The organism is Devosia sp. (genome assembly GCF_036406155.1).
GTDB lineage: Bacteria > Pseudomonadota > Alphaproteobacteria > Rhizobiales > Devosiaceae > Devosia_A.
The window spans coordinates 1-20,355 of sequence record NZ_DASWVV010000016.1 but is presented as its reverse complement, the minus strand read 5'-3'; the positions used below and the strand labels follow the sequence as shown (position 1 = coordinate 20,355).

Here is a 20,355-nt window from a genome sequence, read left to right as displayed (position 1 = left end):
GCAAGACACCCGACAGCCGCGCGCGCGTCCGGCGCGCGGGGCGGCAACAACATCAGCCTCAGGGATTCCACACGCCATGGAGCAGCGTTTCAAGGACAGGACGGCCGTCGTGACGGGCGGCGCCAACGGCATCGGGCGGGCAACCGTCCTGCGCCTTCTGCACGAGGGCGCGAGCGTGATCGTCCTCGACAAGGCGGGTGAGGAAAGCCAGCCCGTGCAGGCACTCCGCCGTGAGAGCAGCGCCGAGCAGCGCCTCGTCTATTGCCAGGCCGACGTCACCAGCCGCGAGCAGATCATGACGGCGCTGGAGCACGGAACCGGCCGGTTCGGGCCGGCCGACATCCTCGTCAACAATGCCGGTTACGGCGCGCCGAGCAAACCGATCGAACGCGTTGATCGCTCCGAATGGGACGAACTCATCGCCGTCAACCTGACCTCGGTCTTCCTGGTGACGCAACTCGTGCTGCCGTCCATGCGCGCCCGGCGCTTCGGGCGGGTGGTGAACCTGTCATCGGGGGCAGGGCGGGCGCCAAGTCCCAATCTCAGCCTCGTCTACGCCACCGCCAAGGCCGGCCTGCTGGGGCTCACGCGGAAACTGGCCCACGAGGAAGCGGAGAACGGCATTACCGTCAACGCCGTCGCCCCCGGCACGATCTTCACGGACCGCGTCAGGACGCGTTTTGAGCAGAACACGCCGGAGCAGGCGGCGTCGCTGCACAAGATTCCGATGAAACGGCCGGGAACGGCCGAAGAGGTCGCCTCCTCCATCCTTTTCCTCGCCTCGGACGAAGCCAGCTACATCACCGGCACGGTCACCGACATCAACGGGGGGCGCTACATGGGCTAGCCCGCCCCCGCCGCCACCCTCCTGTCGTTGTTCCTCAGAGACCGTTGCAGATGTCGACCGCCGCTATTGCCGACTATCTTTTAGCCAGCCGCGAACTGTTGTCCTTCAGGGGCAGGGTCGCGATCGTCAGCGGCGCTGCCGCCGGCATCGGACAGGCGACGGCCGTCGGGCTTGCCGCCCGCGGAGCAGCCGTCATGCTGGCGGACATCGACGGCGAGGGCCTGCAGCATACGGCGCGGGAGATCGAGGCGGCCGGCGGCCGGGTGGCGATCGTCACCGGCGATGTCACGGAAGAGGAGGTGGCCGCGGAGATCGCCGAGCGGACCCGCGCCACGTTCGGGGCGCCGGACATCCTCGTCAATAATGTCGGCGGGGCCATCGCCGGCCATACCTGGGAATTCTCCCTTGAGGACTGGAACAAGGTGCTCAGGCGCAACCTGCAGTCCTGCTTTCTGTGCAGCCGCGCCGTGATCCCGCACATGCTGGCACGCGGCTATGGCCGGATCGTGTGCGTTTCGTCGGGCGCCAGCCAGGGGACGCCCTGGACCGCCTACTACAAGGGCGCCGCCGCGTATGCGGCGTCGAAGTCCGGGGTGGAGGGCTTCGTTCGCCACCTGGCCCTGGAACTTGCGCAGTCCGGCATCACCGTCAACGCCGTCGCGCCGGGCCCGATCGAGACCGAGCGCCTAAAGGGCACCTTCGCCAAGATGGCAGACCTCGAATACGGCCCCGTCCGGATGACGCCGCTGCGCCGCCTGGGGCGGCCGTGGGAAGTGGCCGCAACCATTCTTTTCGCCAGCTCCGAGGAGGCCGGCTACATCACCGGCCAGACCATCAGCGTGGCCGGCGGACGCTAGCGGGCACAGCAGACCGGGGGAGGAACAATGGAAACGTCCGTCAAGCAGCTCAAGCTCGGGGTCATCATGAAAGGCTCCGGCAGCCATATCGCCGGCTGGCGGCATCCGTCCGTCGACACGAGCAAGGTCCATTCCTTCGCGCAGTATGCCGAGATCGCACGGATATCCGAGGAGGCGAAGATGCATTTCGTCTTCCTCGCGGATTCTCCCTCGATGCCCTACCAGTTCCAGCCCGACATGCTGAGGGCCATCCCGCAGGTCTACCACCTAGAGCCCGCCACCCTGCTGTCCGCGCTTGCCCCGATGACGAACAATATCGGGCTGGTCGGCACCATTTCGACGACGTTCAGCGAGCCCTACAACGTGGCCCGCACGATTGCGTCGCTCGATCACATCAGTGGCGGCAGGGCCGGGTGGAACGTCGTGACGACTGCGAACGAGCAGGCCGCCGGCAACTTCAGTTCCCGGCCGCATCCGCCCAAGCCCGACCGGTACGATCGGGCTTCCGAGTTCGTGGACATCGTCAAGGGGCTATGGGACAGCTGGGAGGACGATGCCTTCGTGCTGGACAAGCAGAGTGGCGTCTTCGCTGATCCCGACAGGCTGCACATCCTCAACCACAGGAGCGAACGCTTCTCCGTGCGGGGACCGCTCAACGTCCCCCGGTCGCCGCAGGGGCACCCGGTCATCTGCGTCGCGGCAGCCTCCGAATACGGCCGCGAGCTGGCGGCCCGGGTTGGAGATATGATGTTCTGCGCCCAGACCAGCCTTCCCGAGGCGGCCCCCTTCTACGCCGACGTCAAGGGCCGGATGAGCAGGTTCGGGCGCAGAGAGGAGGACTTGTCGATCCTCTTCGGGGCCATGTGCGTGGTCGGCCGGACGGATAGAGAGGCGCGCGAGAAATACGAGTACCTGGAATCCAAGATCCAGGTCGAACTCGGCATCTCGTATCTTTCGCACCTGGCGGCGACCGACCTGTCCGGCTATCCGCTCGACGGCCCGCTGCCCGCCATCCTTTATGAACTCACGGACAGGTCGCGGCTGCGCCTCGTCGTGGCCGAGGCAGAACGCAGCGGTCTGAGCCTGCGCCAGACCGCCATCCGTTTCGCCGACGGCTTCGGGCACCTGCTGATGGTCGGCAGCCCGTCGACGATCGCCGACACCATGCAGGCGTGGCTGCGTGGGCGTGCCGCCGACGGCTTCGTGCTGCGCGTCCCCTATGTACCCGAGGGCCTGCTCGATTTCACCCGGCTCGTGGTGCCGGAACTGCAAGGCAGGGGCCTGTTTCGGACCGAGTATTGCGGGACGTCGCTGCGCGACAACATGGGCCTGCCCAGGGTGCAACACCATGCGGCAGGCAGCCGGGAGCGCGCGGCGCTCTGACGGGTACGAGATGGAACTGCATGACCCCGCATCAACCGGCACGGCACGATGTGTGCCGCCCGGCCTCGACGGGGCAGTAATGGGTGATTGGCGAGCAAGATGACTTACGTGCTAGCGGTTGATGTGGGCGGAACCTTCGTGGACCTCGCGCTCTCGGAATTGCCGAGCGGCAGGCGCTGGATTCGAAAGGTCCTGTCGCGCCACGGGCCGATCGAGGCGTTCGTCAGCGGCGTCGAGCTGGTCTGCGCCGATGCCGGGATTGCGCCTTCCGGCATCGGCAGGGTCGTACACGGGCTGACGCTCGCGACGAACGCGCTGCTCGAGCGTAGCGAGAGCGGCGCGGCGGTCGTGACCACGGCCGGTTTCCGCGACATCCTCGAGATCGGCCGGCATTCGGCGGTGCGCACCGGCATTGCCCGCTGGCTGAAGCCGCGCCGCCCGATCGGGCGGGACAGGGTCGTTGAAGCCCAGGAACGCATGGCCTGGGACGGCACCGTCCTGCAACCGCTGTCGGATGAGGCCTGCAATGCCGTCGTTGCGGGCCTTGAGCGGCTGGGCGCCACCACGGTCGCCGTCGGCCTGCTGCACGCGCATGCCAACCCGAGTCACGAGCAGGCGCTGGCCGCCCATATCCGCGCGGCCATGCCCGAGGTCAAGATCAGCGTGTCGCACGATGTGCTGCCGCAGGCAGGCGAATACGAGCGGGTCATGGCGACCCTCATCAATGCCTACGTGAAGCCGACGATCGGCGATTACTTGCAGCGCCTGACCGACGAATTGGCCCGGGTGGGCGTGCGCGCCCCGCTGCACGTGATGTCGTCGGACGGTGGGGTCCTCGCCTGGCGGGACGCCGCCGAACTGCCCATCACGACGGTGATGTCGGGCCCGGCCGGTGGCGCCTCGGCCGCCGCCGCACTTGCCGCCGAACTCGGCGTGCTCAAGGTGGTGGCGCTCGACGTCGGCGGCACCAGCAGCGACGTGACCTGCGCCGACGATGGCAAGGTCGACGTCACCGTGGATGGAGAGATCAGCGGTTTTCCGATCGCCCTGCCGATCCTCGACGTCCACACCGTCGGCGCGGGGGGCGGCAGCATCGCCGCCATCGACGATGGCCGGTTCCTCGTCGGTCCGGCCAGTGCCGGCGCCCGCCCGGGCCCGGCCTGTTATGGTGGCGGGGGCTGCGAGCCGACCGTCACCGACGCGCTCCTGCTGCTCGGGTGGTTGCCCGACCGGTTGGCGGGAGGCGCAATGGAACTGTCGGTCGAGGCGGCGCGCCGCGTCATCGAGACACGCCTGTGCGGGCCGCTGGGGCTGGACCTGACGTCCGGCGCGCGCGGCATCCTGCGGATGGCGAATACCCACATGGCCAACGCCATCCGCCATGTTTCCACCGAGCGGGGCCGCGACGTGCGGGACTACATGCTGGTCGCCTTCGGAGGGGCGGGAGGGCTGCACGCGGTCGAAGTCGCGCAGTTGGTCGGGATCAGGCGGGTTCTGGTTCCGCCGTCGCCGGGTGTCTTCACCACCGAGGGCCTGCTGGCCGCCGACCTGCGCCGCTACTTCGTGACGTCGTTTCCGCGAGCCATGCCGCTCGACGGGCTGGACGTGGACACGTTGGAGGCCGCCTTCGCAGGCATGGAGTCGCAGGCAGGGACGTGGCTCGAAGAGGGGGCATCGCCGGATGCCCGGTCGATCGAGAGGCTGGTCGACATGCGCTACGTCAACCAGGGCAGCGAGCTGCTGGTGCCCCTGGCCCCGGGCCCGATAAACCAGGAGACGCTGCGCAGCGCGGTTGAGAGCTTCGAAGAGGCCTATCGCGTGCGCTATCGCTACAACATGCCGGGGGCGCCTGTCGAAGTGGTTCGTGCCCGAGTGCTGGCGAATGGACGGCTGCCCTTCGCGCCCCCCATCGCCGTCGAACGCTCGCGTGGCGAGACCGGGCTGGACGGTTCCCGGCCGGTCTATTTCGAGGGGCCGGGCTGGCTCGATTGCCCCATCATCATCCGCGAAAGGCTCGGCAGCGGGCACCATATCACCGGTCCCGCAGTGATCCAGAGCTACGACTCGACGGTGGTTCTGCCGCCTGGCACGGAAGCGAAAGTGACCGAGAACGGATCGATCATCATCGCGTGCGAGCAGCACGAAGAGGAGCATGCCCGGTGACACAGGATTTCGGTACCGACCTTATCACTCGGGAGGTCGTCCTGAGCGGCATTCGCGCCGCCGTCGACGAGATGGAAGTGGTCATCGGCCGCGCCGCCATGTCGCCCATCTTCCGCGAAAAGAAGGACTACTTCATGGGGGTGTATGACCCCGACGGGCGCATGGTCCACGCCCTGATCGGCCTGTCCGGGGCTGGCCTCGTGCAACCCGTGCTCGAGCGCTATCCCGCCGCTTCCATCAAGCCCGGCGACATCTTCTTCTACAACGATCCGTACAGTTCGGCAGGAGCCGTCCAGCACCTTCCCGACGTCGTGGTGCTGATGCCCGCACACGACCGCGACGGCACCCTGCTCGGTTTCGCCGCGGCCTATGGCCATGTCGAGGACATCGGCGGCCTGCGCCACGGCAGCGGATCGTTCGACGCCAGGGACATCTTCAACGAGGGAATTGCCTATCCCCCGATCCGCGTCGGCCAGGACTTCGAGGTTTTCGAGGAATTCATGCGGGTGCTGGTCCGCAACTCGCGCGTGCCCGACCTCATCAAGGGCGACTGGCGCGCCCTGATGGCGGGCTGCCGCCTCTGCGTGGAGCGCCTGCAGGCGCTGGCGTCGCGCTGGGGTACGGGAGCCTATGAGGACACCGTCGCCTGGACCATCGCGCGCTCGGCGGCCATCGCGGAGCGTGTCGTCAGGGAGCAGATGGTGGACGGGCGCTACGTCTCCCGTCAGAAGATCGACGGTCGCCTGGCGGGGCGCGAGTCGATCACCGTCGCCGCCGAGTTGTCCAAGTCGGGAAGCGCGCTGACGATGGATCTGCGCGAGTCCGACGACCAGGTGGACGTGCCGCTCAACTACATGTCCAGCCTGGCCGGAACGCGGCTTCTGATCGCGTCCTTGCTGCTGGTCCTGGACGAGAAGCTGCTCATCAATGAAGGCGCGCTGTCGGTCCTCAAGTCGGTCGAAGCCCGGCCGGGCAGCATCGTCCGCCCGAACTATCCGGCGCCACTGTTCGCGCGCTCGACGGTCAAGAACGCCCTCGCCGTGTGCGTCGCCGACCTGCTGTCGCAGGCAACCTCGGGGCGGATGAATGCGCCAAGCCCGGTCTATTGCGTGGCGACGTTCAGCTTCCCGGGGATCAACCCGCCGCGCCCCGCATTCGCCGAGACCCTCGGGGTCGGGCTGGGCGCGCGATCCTTCGGCGACGGCCCGGACGTTATCTACGGACACGCCTCACGGAACTACCCGGTAGACCAGGTGGAGCCGGGCCACCCGGTTCGCATCGAGCGTTACGAAATTCGCCAGGACACGGGCGGCGCGGGGCAGTATCGCGGGGGCTGCGGCGTGCGCCGGGACGTCAGGGTGCTCGTGGACTGCACGCTGACGCCGAGGCTGGGCAATACGACCATTCCCTCTCCGGGCGTTGCCGGTGGCCATCCGGGAGGCCTCGCCCGCCTTCGCATCCAGCGGACGAGCGGGGTTGTCGAGGAGCACCCCGGCCTGGCCAACAGCATTCCGATGCAGGCCGGCGACGTCGCCATCCTCGAGACCAGCGGCGGCGGCGGCTGGGGCGATCCCAGGCGCCGGCCCACGGAGGCCGTGCTGCGGGATGTGCGCGAGGGGTTCGTGTCGGAGGAACAGGCGCAGGCGCTCTACGGCGTATGCGTCGAAAACGGCGCGCTCGACCGTGAGCGGACCTCGCTGGCGCGGGGACCCGCCGATGCCGTCGCTGCGCGCGAGCGTGCCTGATAGGAGGAGGTTTCATGCCCACGATATCGATCGATGGACGCAAGATGTACTTCGAGATGCACGGCGAGGGCGAGCCCGTGCTGGCGCTCGGCGGCTTCCCGCTGACCACCGGCCCGGGCTTTCTCAACCAGCCGGCCGCCCTGCGCGAGAGGTTCCGTGTCGTCGTCTTCGACCACAGGGGGTTTGGGCAATCGGAGGACGACGGCGCGGATCCGTCGACCCGGCTCTATGCCGAGGACGCCGCTCGGCTTCTCGACGCGATCGGCCTGCAGCGGGTGCACCTGCTGGGTGCGGGAGGCCTGGGCGCCTGCATCGCCCAGCATCTCGCCGCCGGCCGGCCCGATCTCGTCCACGACCTGGTCCTCTCCGCCGGCTGGGCCGCCCCCGAGCCCTACCACCATGCCCAGCAGCGCCTGATGCTGATGCTGCGCGGCCTCGAGGACACGACGTTCTACTCGCTGTTCACAGCGCTGCTGGTACTGCGCCCCGAGCACTTCACGGAGGAGAGGCTGGAAGCGCGGGCCAAGGCCGCGGATAGCCAGAGCGGCACCTGGAAGCAGCGCCAGAAGGCCCACCTCAAGCTCCTGCAGGCCAATTACGAGCACGACGCGACCGGAATTCTGGGCGATATCGCCTGTCCCACCCTGGTCACTTGTGGCGAATACGACCTGCTGGGCGGGCCGCGCCTCGCTGGTGCCCTCGCCGCGGCGATCCCCGGCAGCGCGTTCAAGGTCATTCCCGATATCGGCCACGTCTATGGCGCGGATCCGGCAGCGCACGCGACCTATGGCGACATGGTCACGTCGTTCTTTGCCGCCCATCCGTTGGCGTAGATCGGCGTCCGTTTTCCGGGGCTTCCCGGGCGGGAAGGTGGGCGTCGCAGCAATTGATCGGCTGCCCCGCCCACCTTCCGGACCATCACCGGGCGCATCCTTGCCGGATGCGCCGTTCCCTCAGTTGCGCAACGGCTTTCCTGTCGCCAGCATGTGCTCGATGCGGGCCCGCGTGGCGGCCGTCTTGCTGAGTTCCACCAGCGCCTCGCGTTCGAGCCGCATCACCTCGGTTTCACTCAGCGTTCGCCCGGCCCCGCCCTCGCTACCGCCCGTCAGGACCGTGGCCAGGGTCTCGGCAATGACGAGGTCGGCATCGGTGAGGCGGCCGGCGGCGTGCTCGCCCCGGGCCTCGTGCATGAGGGAGGACTTTCCCGATGCGCCCGTCACCGCGACGGTCGCCTCGGGCGGCGGCGCGTAGCCCGGCGCCAGCTCGATCGCCCAGTCGCGGGCCGTCCGCAGCAGGTGGCCGCGATTCATCACCACCTTGTCGTCCGGCCTGAGCAGGCCCTTCGAGCGGGCCTCCCAGGCCGAACCCGAAGGCGCCCCCTCCATGATCATGGCGAACGCCCGCGTCGCGGCGGCAAGCGGCTCGCCGGATGCGTCGGAGGCCTGCTGCCCGCGCCACAGGAGCTGTGCGCAGCCGCCCCAGCCGGGAACCAGCCCGACTTTGGTCTCGGGGAGCCCGGCCTGGTACTCGGCATGGGCGACGACGGCGTCGGCATGCAGCGTGAATTCGCAGCCCCCGCCCAGGGCGAGGCCATGGGCCGCGGCCACGACCGGGAACGGCGCCTGCCTGAGGGCGAGGAACGCGGCCTGGCCGCGGGCGATGTAGCCGGACAGGGCGGGCATGTCGCCGTCCTTGATCAGGCCGAGGATGAAGCCGAGGTCGGCGCCCGCCGAGAACGCCCGCGGATCGTCGTTGCCGAGGACCAGGCCGACGAAGTCCTTGCCGCCGCGGGCAAGCGTCTCCTCGAGGACGTCGAAGACCGCCGGCGCAAAGTTGTTGAGCTTGGTATGCATCTCGAAGACGGCGATGCCGTCACCGATGTCCCACAGCGAAGCGGCATCGTTGCCGATGATGGGGGCGCGGCCGCGGCGCGCCGAGGCGAGGCTGGACAGCGGCGCACCGGCGCGGCGGGCCGGCCGGCTGCCGTCGGTGTCGAGCGCCGTGCCGGCGGCATCGTAGAAGCCTCCGGCCGCCACGGCGGCCGCAAGCAGCGACGGGGCCGTCCGGCCTTCCGCCTCGAGGCGCGCGGCGATGCGCCCGACGCCGATGCGGTCGGCGAGCTGGAACGGCCCGTCCTTCCACGCGTAGCCCAGGGTCATGGCGAGATCGATCGCGCCGACGTCGCCGGCGATCTCGGCGCCGTTGCCGGCGGTGTAGTCGACCACGCGCGACAGCACGCGCCAGGCATAGGCGCCGAGGCGGTCATCCGCCTCGACGAGGGCGAGCATGTCCCTGCCGCCGCCCGGCAGCGCCTTGGGGGACACGGGCTGCTCCGGGCGGTACTCGCCGGTGGCGAAGTCGAGGGTCTCGCGCGACTTGTCGGCCCCGAGCCGGTAGAAACCGGCCCTGGCCTTGCGCCCGAAACGGCCCCTGGCGAGCATGTCGGTAATGGTGGCGTCGCCCGACAGGTCGTAATTGTGCAGATCGTCGGAGGCGGGCAATGTCTGCAGCAGGCTGCCCCAGATGTGCGGAACAAGGTCGATTCCGATCAGGTCCATGAGGCCGAAGGCGCCGGTCCTGGGGATGCCGAACGCCTGCATGACGGCATCGGCCTCCTCGGGGGTGAGGCCCATGGCCTTGGCTTCGATCAGCGCCACCGCCAGCCAGTGGCAGCCGATGCGGTTGGCGATGAAGCCGGGCGTGTCGCGGCAATCGACCACGGTCTTGCCGAGGATGATTTCGGCGGCGTCGCGCGCCCGCTGCAGCACCGCCGGATCGGTTTCCGCGCCAATGACGAACTCCACGAGCCGCATGTGCCGCGGCGGGTTGAAGAAATGGGTGATGAGGAAGTCCGACGCGAACTGGCTGGTCCTGCCCCCGAGCAGGTCGGCGCGCGGAATCGTCGATGTGTTGGAGGAAACGATGGTGCCGGGACGCCGCACCGCGTCGATGCGCGCATAGAGGCTGCGCTTGGCGTCGAGGTTCTCGATGACGGCCTCGACGATCCAGTCGGCCTCGGCCAGCCGGTCCATATGGTCCTCGACGTTGCCGGGGCGGACGAGGCCGGCGGCTTGCGGGTGCATGAAGCCGCCCGCCTTGAGTTGCCGGTCGATGCCGGCCAGCGCCGCCTGGTCACGGGCGCCTTCGGGTCCGGCGATGTCGAGCAGATCCACGGGCACGCCGGCGTTGGCGAATTGCGCAGCGATGCCGCCGCCCATCGAGCCGGCGCCGATCACGGCGGCGCGCCGGATGCCGGTGGCCGCGACGCCGGCGGCCTGTGGTTGTACGTTGCCGGTGGGGATGCCCTGTCTTGACATATAGGTTTCCTGTTGGTGGGCCGGCGAGGAGGCCGGCAGGGAGAGCGGCCGCTCCGGCCGGGTTTCAGCGCCTGCCCGATGCGGCGGCGGACCGCTTCCGTGGCGGCGACGTGGCAGGTTTTGCCGCAAGCGGCGAGGCGCCGGGAACGGCCGGGAAGGGGTCGTTCCCCAGCCTCTCGAGCGTCGCTGCATATTCGGCGGCCAGCCGCTCGCACAGTGCGGCGACTGTCGGGATGTCGCGGATGGTGCCGACGCCCTGGCCGGCCGACCATACCGTCTTCCAGGCCTTGGCCTCGTGCATGTCGAGCCGGCCGGGCTGTGGCGGCTTGTCCGGGTCGAGCCCGTGGCGCAGCAGGCTCTGGCGCATGAAATTGGCGTTCACGCCCGTGATGGCCGGTGTGTAGAGGATGTCGGCGGCACCGGCTTCGATCATCATCTGCTTTTGTGCCGCGTCGACGAGGGATTCGCGGGTTGCGAGGAAGCGGGTGCCAATATAGGCGAGGTCGGCGCCCAGTGCGCGTGCCGCAACGATGTCTTCCCCACGGGAGATGGCGCCCGAGAGGATGATGGTGCCGCTGTAGAAGGAGCGGATTTCCGCGACCAGCGCGAACGGGCTGAGCGTGCCGCCGTGGCCGCCGGCACCGGCGCAGACCGCGACGATGCCGTCGACTCCCGCCGCCGCGGCCTTGCGGGCGTGACGGAGGTTGACGACGTCATGGAAGACGATGCCGCCATAGGCATGCACGGCAGCGACGACCTCCTGCGCCGCTCCCAGCGACGTGATGACCAGCGGCACGCGATGCCTGACGGTCAGTTCGAGATCGGCGGCGAGCCGCGGGTTGGAGGTGTGCACGACGAGGTTGACGCCGAACGGTGCCGCACTCGGATGGGCCGACAACCGCGACGAAATCTCGTCGAGCCAGGCCTCGTATCCCTCGCTGGTGCGCTGGTTCAGTGCGGGGAAGGTGCCGACCAGCCCGGCCCGGCAGGCCTCGACGACGAGGTCGGGCCCGGAGCCGAGGAACATCGGGGCGGCGATGACCGGCAGGCGCAGCCTGCCGGCGAGCGGTCCGGGAATGCTCATGCGCCTGGCAGGCCGCGCGGCGCCAGCCCCGTGACCAGAATGTCGACGCTGGCGCGGGCCACCTCGTCCACCGACAGGGGGCCGCTCCCGTCGAACCACCGGGCAATGCTGTTGAGCGCGCCGGTCATCATGAAGGTGACGAGGCGCGGGTCCGCCGGGGCGATGGATCCGTCCTGCATGCCGGCGGCAACGACACTGCGCACCATGTGGTCCACCTCCCGCTTGAGGCGACGGAATTCCGTCTTGCTGGCGTCGGACAGGTCGGTTTCGGAGGTGAGCGTAATGCAGCGACCGAAGTCCTGCGTCATGACGACGGCATACTCGGTCATCAGCGAGCGCATCCGCTCGAGCCCGTTGCCGCCGGCGCCGGCGGCCCGGGCGGCAGCGGCGGAGACCGCCTCCAGGCCGCGACGCGTGCACTCGAACAGGATCTCGTCCTTGTTCGAGAAGTAGTGGTAGATGGTGGGCTTGGTCACCCCGAGCACCTTGGCGACGTCGTCGAGCGAGGTCGCGTGAAAGCCCCGGCTGTTGAACAGCCGCGCCGCGGTGGCCAGCACGGCATCCCGCTTGCTCTCGCGTTCGCGCGCCCGCTCCTCCGGCTGCGGCCAGGGGGATGCGTTCGCCGATTTCATCGCGTCCTCGCGCATCGCCGCCTCGTCGCCGTCCTGCCAGCGCGCCTCAGAGGTTTTCTCTTGCGTAACTCATATACTCGTGAGTAAACCACTGTCAAATATCGGAACCTAGCGCGGCAGGAGAGAACAACATGGGGCCCGACCTCGATCCGGTGATCATCGCCGGGGCAGTACGCACGCCGATGGGCGGCTTCCAGGGGGCGCTGGCGGGGACGCCAGCCACGGGGCTCGGCGCGGCCGCCGTCGCGGCGACGCTGGCGCGAGGCAGAGCGGAGGCGGGGTCCGTTGATCAGGTCTTCATGGGCTGCGTGCTGCCGGCCGGGCTCGGCCAGGCCCCTGCACGGCAGGCCGCGATCGGCGGCGGGTTGCCCGTCGGCGTCGGGACGACGACGGTCAACAAGGTCTGCGGCTCGGGCATGATGGCGGCCATGATGGCCGCGGACTCGATCCGCGCCGGCAGCGCCGAGATCGTCGTTGCCGGCGGCATGGAGAGCATGTCGAACGCGCCCTATCTGCTCGCCAAGGCGCGGCGTGGGTACCGCATGGGGCATGGCCAGCTGATCGACCACATGTTCCTCGATGCGCTGGAGGACGCCTATGACAAGGGTCGTTCGATGGGCAGCTTCGCCGAGGACACGGCCTCCCACTACCAGTTCACGCGGGGCGAGCAGGACGCCTACGCCCTCGAATCGCTGCGGCGAGCGAGCCAGGCCATCGCGACCGCGGCGTTTGCCGACGAGACGGTTGCGGTCGGCGATGTCGCCGTCGACGAGCAGCCCGGCCTCGCCAGGCCCGAAAAGATCCCGCAATTGCGCCCCGCCTTCCGCGAGGGCGGCACCGTTACCGCAGCCAGTTCCGCTTCGATCTCGGACGGCGCCGCGGCCATGACGCTGGCCCGGCTGTCGGTCGCCGAGCGCCGGGGCATCGCCCCGCTGGCCGTGCTGCGGGGCGCCGCCAGCTATGCCGGCGCCCCGGCCTTGTTCACCACGGCGCCCGTCTTCGCCATCCGCCGGCTGCTCGAGCGGCTGGGCTGGTCGGTGCCCGAGGTCGACCTGTTCGAGATCAACGAGGCCTTTGCCGTCGTGCCGATGGCGGCGATGCGCGAACTGGACATCCCGCACGACCGCCTCAACGTCCACGGCGGCGCTTGCGCCCTTGGGCACCCCCTCGGCTGCTCGGGTGGCCGGATCGTCGTCACCCTCATTCATGCCCTCAGGCGGACCGGTGGCAGGCGCGGCGTGGCCGCGATCTGCATCGGCGGCGGCGAAGCGACGGCGGTGGCCGTCGAGTTGATCTGACGCGAGTCCGGGAGGGCCCGAAATGCTCCTCAACGACGACCAGGAAATGATCCGGCAGACGGCCCGCCGCTTTGCCCGCGAGCGGCTGGCGCCGTTCTCCGCGGAGTGGGACCGCACGCACGAGTTTCCCCGCGACCGGATCGACGAGATGGGCCGGCTCGGCCTCATGGGCATGTTCGTGCCCGAAGCCTATGGCGGCGCCGCGACCGACCATGTCGCCTATGCGCTCGCCATCGAGGAGATTGCCGCCGGCAACGGCGCGATCTCCACGATCATGAGCGTGCAGAACTCCATCGGCTGCGCGCCCATCCTCAAGTTCGGCACCGAGGAACAGAAGCAGCGGTTCCTGCCGCCGATGGCGCGGGCGGAGTGGCTCGCCTGTTTCTGCCTGACCGAGCCGCAGGCGGGATCGGACGCGGCCGCGATCACGACGCGAGCCGAGAAGCGGGGCGATCGCTACGTGCTCAACGGCGTCAAGCAGTTCATCACCTCGGGAAAGAATGCCGACGTCGCCATCGTCTTTGCCGTGACCGACCCGGCCGCCGGCAAGCACGGCATCAGCGCCTTCATCGTCCCCACCGCGACTCCCGGCTACCGGGTAACGGGGATCGAGACGAAGCTTGGCCAGCACCTCTCCGACACCGCCAGCATCGCCTTTGAAAACATGGAGGTGCCGGAAGAGCTTCGCCTCGGTGGCGAAGGCGAGGGCTACAGGATCGCCCTCTCCAACCTCGAAGGCGGACGCATCGGCATCGCGGCGCAGTCGGTCGGTATGGCGCGCGACGCCTTCGAGCGGAGCGTGGCCTATGCGCGCGAGCGCTCGAGCTTCGGCAGGCCGCTCATCGAGCACCAGGCCGTCGCCTTCCGCCTGGCGGACATGGCCGCCCGGATCGAAGGCGCCCGCCAGCTGGTGCACCACGCCGCCGCCCTGCGCGATGCCGGACGGCCGGCCGTGACCCACGCCTCGATCGCCAAGCTGCAGGCCTCGGAAATGGCCGAGCGCGTCTGTTCCGATGCCATCCAGATCCACGGCGGCTACGGCTACGTCGCCGATTTCGAGGTCGAGCGCATCTATCGCGACGTACGCGTCTGCCAGATCTACGAGGGAACGAGCGACATCCAGCGCCTGCTCATCGCCCGCAATCTCGATCAGTTGCTCGACGGCGGCTGAACGGCAGCGTTTTGGACTGGACGCCGGGCGTGGCCGGCGGGATGTATAGAGCTTTGCCGGCATTGTGGCGCCGGCAGCCACAGCCACGAGGATGACATGTCCAACGCCGCCATCTCTGCCCGCCGCACCGAAGCCATCGCCCGCGGAGTCGGCGTCACCACGCAGGTCTATGTCGAGCGCGCGAAGAACGCCGAGCTCTGGGACGTCGAAGGCCGGCGCTACATCGATTTCGCCGCCGGCATTGCCGTGGTGAACACCGGGCACCTGCACCCGCGTGTCGTCGCCGCCGTCAACGAGCAGCTCACGCGCTTCACCCACACCTGCCACCAGGTGGTACCCTACGAACACTATGTACGCCTGGCGGAACGCCTGAATGTGCTGGTGCCCGGCGACTTCGCCAAGAAGACCGTGTTCGTCACCACCGGCGCCGAGGCCGCCGAGAATGCCGTAAAGATTGCCCGCGCCGCCACCGGCCGCTCCGCCGTCATCGCCTTCGCCGGCGGCTTCCACGGCCGCACCTTCATGACCATGTCGCTGACCGGCAAGGTGGCGCCCTACAAGACGGCGTTCGGCCCGATGATGGGCGAGGTCTATCACGCGCCGTTCCCCGTCCGGCTGCACGGCATCAGCGTCGACATGGCCTTCCAGGCCCTGGACAAGATCTTCAAGGCCGATGTCGATCCCTCGCGCGTCGCCGCCATCATCGTCGAGCCGGTGCAGGGCGAGGGCGGGTTCTACGAAGCGCCGCGCGAGTTCATGACCCGGCTGCGCGAAATCTGCGACCGCCACGGCATCCTGCTCATCGCCGACGAGATCCAGACCGGCTTCGCCCGCACGGGCAAGATGTTCGCCATGGAGCACCATGGCGTGGCCGCCGACCTGACCACCATGGCCAAGGGCCTGGGCGGTGGCTTCCCGATCGCTGCCGTGGTCGGCCGCGCCGAGGTGATGGACGCGCCAGGCCCCGGCGGGCTCGGCGGCACGTTCGGGGGCAGCCCCGTGGGCATCGCCGCGGCCCACGCCGTGCTCGACGTCATTGCCGACGAAAGCCTGTGCGAGCGCGCCGAACGCCTGGGGGCGCGGCTGAAGCAGCGGCTCTCGGGCCTCGCCGACCGCGTTCCGCAGATCGCCGAGGTCCGCGGCCCGGGCTTCATGAACGCCGTGGAGTTCAACCTGCCCGGGTCGGCGACCCCCAACCCAGACTTCGCCAACGCGGTGCGCGTGAAGGCGCTGGAGCGAGGCGTGATCCTGCTCACCTGCGGCGTCTATGGCAACGTCATCCGCTTCCTGTCGCCCATCACCATCGAGGACGACGTCTTCGCGGAGGCCATGGATGTCATCGAGAGCGCCATCGTCGAGTCTGCGTGAGGACCACGCCCGTCGGCAGGCGGACGCAAGCTGGAGGCAAGCATGAGCATATCGGACATGTTCGCACGCGTGGTCGCGTGGATCGGCGCGGCGGCGATCCTGATGCGGCACGGAAGGGCAGAGTCTGCCGAGCCGGTCTATGGCGTCGCGCCGGAAATTCCTGCCGCCGCGCCGCAATACGTGCCGACGCTGAAGATGCCCACGGCCAGGGGCTGGGACGAAGGGCAGTCACCGGTCGCGGCGCCGGGCCTCGTGGTCAATGCCTTCGCCCGCGGCTTGCGGCATCCGCGCCAGATCCTCGTGCTGCCCAACGGCGACGTGCTGGCGGCGGAGGCCCTGACCGTCCCCGGGCCGACGCGGACGCCGTTCGACTTCGCCATGACCGCCACCATGCGCCGGGCCGGGGCCCTCGGCGCGAGCCCCAACCGCATCACGCTGCTGCGCGACGCCGATGGCGACGGCGTGGCGGAAGTGCGCGAAACCTTGCTTGAAGGGTTGAACCAGCCCTACGGCATGGCCCTGGTCGGCGACACGCTCTATGTCGGCAACACCGACGGCGTCGTCGCCTTCCCCTATGCCGAGGGGCAGACTAGGATCACCGCACCGGGCCGCAAGGTGATGGACACGCCGCCGGGCGGGCACTGGACCCGCAACCTGATCCCGAGCGCCGACGGCAGCAAGCTCTACGTCGCGGTCGGCTCGATCGGCAACATCGCCGAGGGTGGCGTGCACCTCGAGGAGGGGCGCGCCTGCATCCACGAACTCGATCTCGCCTCGGGCCGGAGCCGCGTCTTCGCCGCCGGCCTGCGCAATCCGGTCGGCATGGCCTGGGAGCCGACCACCGGCGCGCTGTGGACGGTGGTCAACGAGCGCGACGGGCTGGGCGACGAGACCCCGCCGGACTACCTCACGTCGCTCAAGGATGGCGGCTTCTACGGCTGGCCCTACGCCTATTGGGGCATTGCCGACGAGCGCGTGCCGCAAGACCCGGAAATGGTGGCGAAGACGATCGTTCCCGACTACGCGCTCGGAGGCCACACCGCTTCGCTGGGCCTGTGCTGGCTGCCCGCCGGCACGCTTCCCGGCTACCCGGAGGGCATGGCGGTCGGCCAGCACGGCTCATGGAACCGGTCGCGCCTCAGCGGCTACAAGCTTGTCTTCGTGCCGTTCTCCGGCGGACGCCCGACCGGCGAGCGGCCGCGCGACGTGCTGACCGGGTTTCTCGCCCCGGACGAGCTCGCGTCCTACGGTCGGCCCGTGGGCGTCGCGCTTGCGCGCGACGGCAGCGTGCTGCTGGCCGACGACGTGGGCGATGTCATCTGGCGGGTGAGGGGAGCGGCGGGCTGATTTTCGGAGAGAGCGGCCTCACGCGACGAAGGCATAGGCCGAGACCAGGGTCGTCATGGCCAGCAGATAAAGCACGGACAGGATTACGGCGCGGTACATCGAGCGGCCCCTTGTTGTTCTTGCTGGTCGGAAACGGATTGCCTACCGCATCCGTTCCCGGCCAGCGTCACGACGCAGCGTCGATCGAAGCCGTCAGCGTGCCGGGGGCAGGGGGGTGGACACCGTCTCGTCCGGCGCCGCCGCCGGCGCTTCCGGGTCGCGCATGATCGCGCGGTGCCTCTCGCTGCCGTCGCCATCGGAGGCGATTGCGGCAGCGATCTCGACCGCGAGCCGGTCGAGCGGAATCCGGTGTTCCTCGGCCGCGTCGGCCAGCGTGTGGAAATGGCCGATGGGACAGCCGATGCAGTGCATCCTGAAGTCGATGAACACGCCGATCGTCGCGGGCCAGCGGCTCATGATGTCCGCCACGTTCAGGCCGGAGAAATCCTCGTCGCGCATGGAGTGCACTCCCATCCTCGAACGGGGAAGCTAGGGGCGCGAGGCAGATGCGTCCTTGCGCCGCATCAAAGACGCGGGGAAGAATTGTAGGCAACAAGCAGGGCGCATCGGCGGGAGTCTGCAGCATGGTCGAAACAGAAGCGGCGTCGAGCCGTCCCAAGGGCGGCATTCCGCGGGGTCTTGCCACCGATGGACCGGCGCTGCTGTCCTACGGCTTCCGACCCTTCTTCCTGGGCGCCGGGGTGTACGCGGTCCTGGCAATGGGGCTCTGGATCGCCGCCCTGACGTCGGGCTGGGAGGTCGGCGGGACGACCTATGGGCCGCTCAACTGGCACGCCCACGAGATGGTGTTCGGCTACACCACCGCGGCGCTCGCCGGCTTCATGCTGACGGCGATCCCGAACTGGACCGGACGGCTTCCGGTGTCCGGCCTGCCGCTACTGGCGCTCGTGCTGCTGTGGCTGGCCGGGCGGCTCGCCATGCTGGTTCCCGAGGCGCTCGGCCCCTACCTGGCGGCGGTCGTCGAAGCCGCCTTCGTGCCGGCGCTGGCCGCCATCGCCGGCCGGGAGATCATTTCCGGCCGCAACTGGAAGAACCTCAAGATCCTCATCGCCCTCACCGTGCTGGGCGCTGTCAACATTGCTTTCCACACCCTGGTGCTGACCGGGGGCGACCCGCAATACATGTTCCGCGCGGGCATCTCCGCCCTCGTGGCGCTGATTGCCCTGGTCGGGGGGCGGATCGTTCCGAGTTTCACCCGCAACTGGCTGAACAAGGCCGGGGCGAGCCGCGTGCCGGCTCCCTTCGGCAGCCTCGACCAGGCGGCGGTGACGGTGTTGGTGGTGGCATTGGCTGCCTGGACGGTGTTTCCCGAGACCGTCCCGACGGCGCTGCTCGCCACGGCGGCGGCGGTGCTGCAACTATGGCGCGTGCTGCGCTGGCGGGGACATGCCACCCTCGAGGAGCCGTTGGTCGCGGTCCTGCACGTGGCCTATCTGTTCGTGCCGATCGGCATGGCGGGCGTCGCACTCGCCGCGCTGGGCTGGCTGCAGGCGCCCTCGGCGCTGCACCTGCTGACGGTCGGCGCCATCGGCAACATGACGCTGGCGGTGATGACGCGGGCGACGCTCGGCCACACCGGGCGCCGGCTCACGGCATCCGGCTGGACCTCGCTGGCCTACCTGCTCGTGCTCGTCGCGGCCGTCATCCGCCCGTTCGCCGAACTGCTGCCGGACTACTACCACCTCATCCTGGAGGTGAGCGCCGGCGCCTGGATACTGGCCTTCTCGGTGTTCTCGGTGGAGTACGGGCGCATGCTCGTCATGCCCCGGGTCGGCGCACGGGCGCAGCCCATGGCGAGCAGGGCCGCGGCCGAGTGAAGGGTGGCGATCGCGGCCGGCCCGTCAGGGGGCCGGCGCGAAGGGCCTAATCGTCTTCGCCCTCGAGTTGCTTGAGCATTTCCTCGAAACGTTCCTTCGGCTGCCTGGGGAGCTTTTCGGCCTTGATCGCATCGAGATTGGCGGGGTTGTCGCCGACGACGACCAGCGCCACCATCCCCAGGGCGTAGTGCGGCAGGCACTTGATGCCGTAGGCCCCCGGCACGTCGAAGGTCACGGTGACCGCTTCGTTGATCTTGCCCTTGAACGGCTCCGCGCCCTCCGGGAGCATGCCGGGAATGGTCTCGGCATTGTGCCCCTTGTCGGTGGGAATGAAGGTGACGGTGTCGCCGGGCTGTATCTTGGTGAGCGCCGGCTCGAACACCATGGCCTGGCCATCGGCGCCCTTGTTGAGCATGTGGACTTCGTAGTCGGCGGCCTGGATGGGAGAAATGGACACCGCGAGCATTGTCGCGGCGACCAGCGCTATGCGGGGTGCCATGGTCGTAACCTCGGGTTCTTGCCTATACGAGGAGCGAATGCCGTGCGCGGCGATTGGTTCCCGATGGCGGTGAGATGGCCCAAAGCGGGGGCTATTTCGCCTGCCACATGCCACGCATCTGCGCCCCGATGTCGACCCGCGGTACCTGCGCCGACAGCCCGGCGGCACCGACCGGAGCCACCGGCGGCCACATCACGTCGTCGAACAGGGGCAGCATGGGCCGGCTGACGAAGCGCGTCCGCGAGGCATAGACGTGCTTGTCGCCCCGCACGTGCTGCTGGTGCACGAAGAAGCGCTGCGGCACGAGGAGATGCAGGTCGTCACGGGCACGGGTCATGGCCACGTAGAGCAGCCGCCGTTCCTCTTCCAGTTCGTGCGCCGTCCCGGTGCCCAGATCGGAAGGGATGCAGCCGTCGACGACGTTGAGCACGTATACCGACTTCCATTCCTGCCCCTTGGCCGAATGGATGGTGGAAAGGATGAGGTAGTCCTCGTCGCGCAGCGGCACGCCGGAACGGCCGCTGGTGGCTTCCGGCGGATCGAGCGTCAGCTCGGTCAGGAACCGTTCTCGCGACGGATAGCTCGCGGCGATCTGCTGCAGTTGCAGCAGGTCGGCCTGCCGTATGGCGGCGTCTTCGTAGACGTGCTCGAGCAGCGGCTCGTACCATAGCCGCGCCCGCTCGATCTCGGCGGGCCAGCCCGCGGCACGGGCGCGCAACTGCGCCACGGCGGCGAGCAGCGCCGGCCAGCCTTCCGAGGCGCGCGGC

The 20,355-nt window shown here is 69.1% G+C and carries 17 protein-coding genes; 11 read left to right on the top strand and 6 right to left on the bottom strand.

Annotated elements, in window-relative coordinates; genetic code table 11:
* The first annotated feature begins 76 nt into the window (after positions 1 to 76).
* The 6 genes from VGD93_RS00975 to VGD93_RS00950 all read left to right on the top strand — a co-directional run bounded on the left by VGD93_RS00975 (position 77) and on the right by VGD93_RS00950 (position 7,828).
* The gene (locus VGD93_RS00975) at positions 77 to 847 is read left to right on the top strand and encodes an SDR family NAD(P)-dependent oxidoreductase (protein ID WP_395008292.1); all 771 of its coding nucleotides are present in this window, start codon (positions 77 to 79) and stop codon (positions 845 to 847) included.
* 50 nt (positions 848 to 897) lie between these two features.
* Positions 898 to 1,704: an SDR family NAD(P)-dependent oxidoreductase gene (locus VGD93_RS00970; protein WP_395008290.1), complete on the top strand. Its 807-nt coding sequence runs from the start codon at positions 898 to 900 to the stop codon at positions 1,702 to 1,704.
* Positions 1,705 to 1,731: 27 nt separating this feature from the next.
* The gene (locus VGD93_RS00965) at positions 1,732 to 3,087 is read left to right on the top strand and encodes an LLM class flavin-dependent oxidoreductase (RefSeq protein ID WP_395008288.1); all 1,356 of its coding nucleotides are present in this window, start codon (positions 1,732 to 1,734) and stop codon (positions 3,085 to 3,087) included.
* Between the two features lie 99 nt (positions 3,088 to 3,186).
* Positions 3,187 to 5,250, top strand: a complete 2,064-nt coding sequence (locus VGD93_RS00960) for a hydantoinase/oxoprolinase family protein (RefSeq protein ID WP_395008286.1) — start codon at positions 3,187 to 3,189, stop codon at positions 5,248 to 5,250.
* Positions 5,247 to 6,995, top strand: coding sequence for a hydantoinase B/oxoprolinase family protein (locus tag VGD93_RS00955; protein ID WP_395008284.1), 1,749 nt, complete (start codon positions 5,247 to 5,249; stop codon positions 6,993 to 6,995). Before VGD93_RS00960 ends, VGD93_RS00955 begins: the two co-directional genes overlap by 4 nt.
* 14 nt (positions 6,996 to 7,009) lie before the next feature.
* Positions 7,010 to 7,828, top strand: coding sequence for an alpha/beta fold hydrolase (locus VGD93_RS00950; RefSeq protein WP_395008282.1), 819 nt, complete (start codon positions 7,010 to 7,012; stop codon positions 7,826 to 7,828).
* 120 nt (positions 7,829 to 7,948) lie between these two features.
* On the opposite strand, the gene VGD93_RS00945 is transcribed toward VGD93_RS00950, so the two are convergent.
* The 3 genes from VGD93_RS00945 to VGD93_RS00935 all read right to left on the bottom strand — a co-directional run bounded on the left by VGD93_RS00945 (position 7,949) and on the right by VGD93_RS00935 (position 12,043).
* On the bottom strand, positions 7,949 to 10,312 hold the full coding sequence (locus VGD93_RS00945) for a 3-hydroxyacyl-CoA dehydrogenase/enoyl-CoA hydratase family protein (RefSeq protein ID WP_395008280.1): 2,364 nt from the start codon (positions 10,310 to 10,312) through the stop codon (positions 7,949 to 7,951).
* Positions 10,313 to 10,376: 64 nt separating this feature from the next.
* Positions 10,377 to 11,396: an NAD(P)H-dependent flavin oxidoreductase gene (locus VGD93_RS00940; protein WP_395008278.1), complete on the bottom strand. Its 1,020-nt coding sequence runs from the start codon at positions 11,394 to 11,396 to the stop codon at positions 10,377 to 10,379.
* Entirely contained in the window at positions 11,393 to 12,043 is a 651-nt protein-coding gene (locus tag VGD93_RS00935; RefSeq protein WP_395008276.1) for a TetR/AcrR family transcriptional regulator, read from the bottom strand. Before VGD93_RS00935 ends, VGD93_RS00940 begins: the two co-directional genes overlap by 4 nt.
* A gap of 116 nt (positions 12,044 to 12,159) precedes the next feature.
* On the opposite strand from VGD93_RS00935, the gene VGD93_RS00930 reads away from it, so the two are divergent.
* The 4 genes from VGD93_RS00930 (at position 12,160) to VGD93_RS00915 (ending at position 17,212) form a co-directional block, all read left to right on the top strand.
* Complete coding sequence (locus VGD93_RS00930) at positions 12,160 to 13,326, top strand: acetyl-CoA C-acyltransferase (RefSeq protein ID WP_395008274.1); 1,167 nt, start codon at positions 12,160 to 12,162, stop codon at positions 13,324 to 13,326.
* 22 nt (positions 13,327 to 13,348) lie between these two features.
* Positions 13,349 to 14,497, top strand: coding sequence for an acyl-CoA dehydrogenase family protein (locus tag VGD93_RS00925; protein ID WP_395008272.1), 1,149 nt, complete (start codon positions 13,349 to 13,351; stop codon positions 14,495 to 14,497).
* 96 nt (positions 14,498 to 14,593) lie between these two features.
* Entirely contained in the window at positions 14,594 to 15,865 is a 1,272-nt protein-coding gene (locus tag VGD93_RS00920; protein WP_395008270.1) for a 4-aminobutyrate--2-oxoglutarate transaminase, read from the top strand.
* A gap of 42 nt (positions 15,866 to 15,907) precedes the next feature.
* Entirely contained in the window at positions 15,908 to 17,212 is a 1,305-nt protein-coding gene (locus VGD93_RS00915; protein WP_395008268.1) for a PQQ-dependent sugar dehydrogenase, read from the top strand.
* Between the two features lie 192 nt (positions 17,213 to 17,404).
* Here the strand turns inward: VGD93_RS00915 and VGD93_RS00910 are convergent, their stop codons facing one another.
* Positions 17,405 to 17,710: a DUF1858 domain-containing protein gene (locus VGD93_RS00910; protein WP_395008266.1), complete on the bottom strand. Its 306-nt coding sequence runs from the start codon at positions 17,708 to 17,710 to the stop codon at positions 17,405 to 17,407.
* A 125-nt stretch (positions 17,711 to 17,835) separates the two neighbouring features.
* On the opposite strand from VGD93_RS00910, the gene VGD93_RS00905 reads away from it, so the two are divergent.
* Positions 17,836 to 19,089 carry an NnrS family protein gene (locus VGD93_RS00905; protein ID WP_395008264.1) on the top strand — a complete coding sequence of 418 codons (1,254 nt, stop codon included), beginning with the start codon at positions 17,836 to 17,838 and terminating at the stop codon, positions 19,087 to 19,089.
* A 46-nt stretch (positions 19,090 to 19,135) separates the two neighbouring features.
* Here VGD93_RS00905 and VGD93_RS00900 read toward each other — a convergent pair whose 3' ends face one another.
* Positions 19,136 to 19,588, bottom strand: coding sequence for a pseudoazurin (locus VGD93_RS00900; RefSeq protein ID WP_395008262.1), 453 nt, complete (start codon positions 19,586 to 19,588; stop codon positions 19,136 to 19,138).
* Between the two features lie 91 nt (positions 19,589 to 19,679).
* On the bottom strand, positions 19,680 to 20,355 hold a 676-nt coding region (locus VGD93_RS00895), incomplete at its 5' end, for a 3'-5' exonuclease (protein ID WP_395008260.1).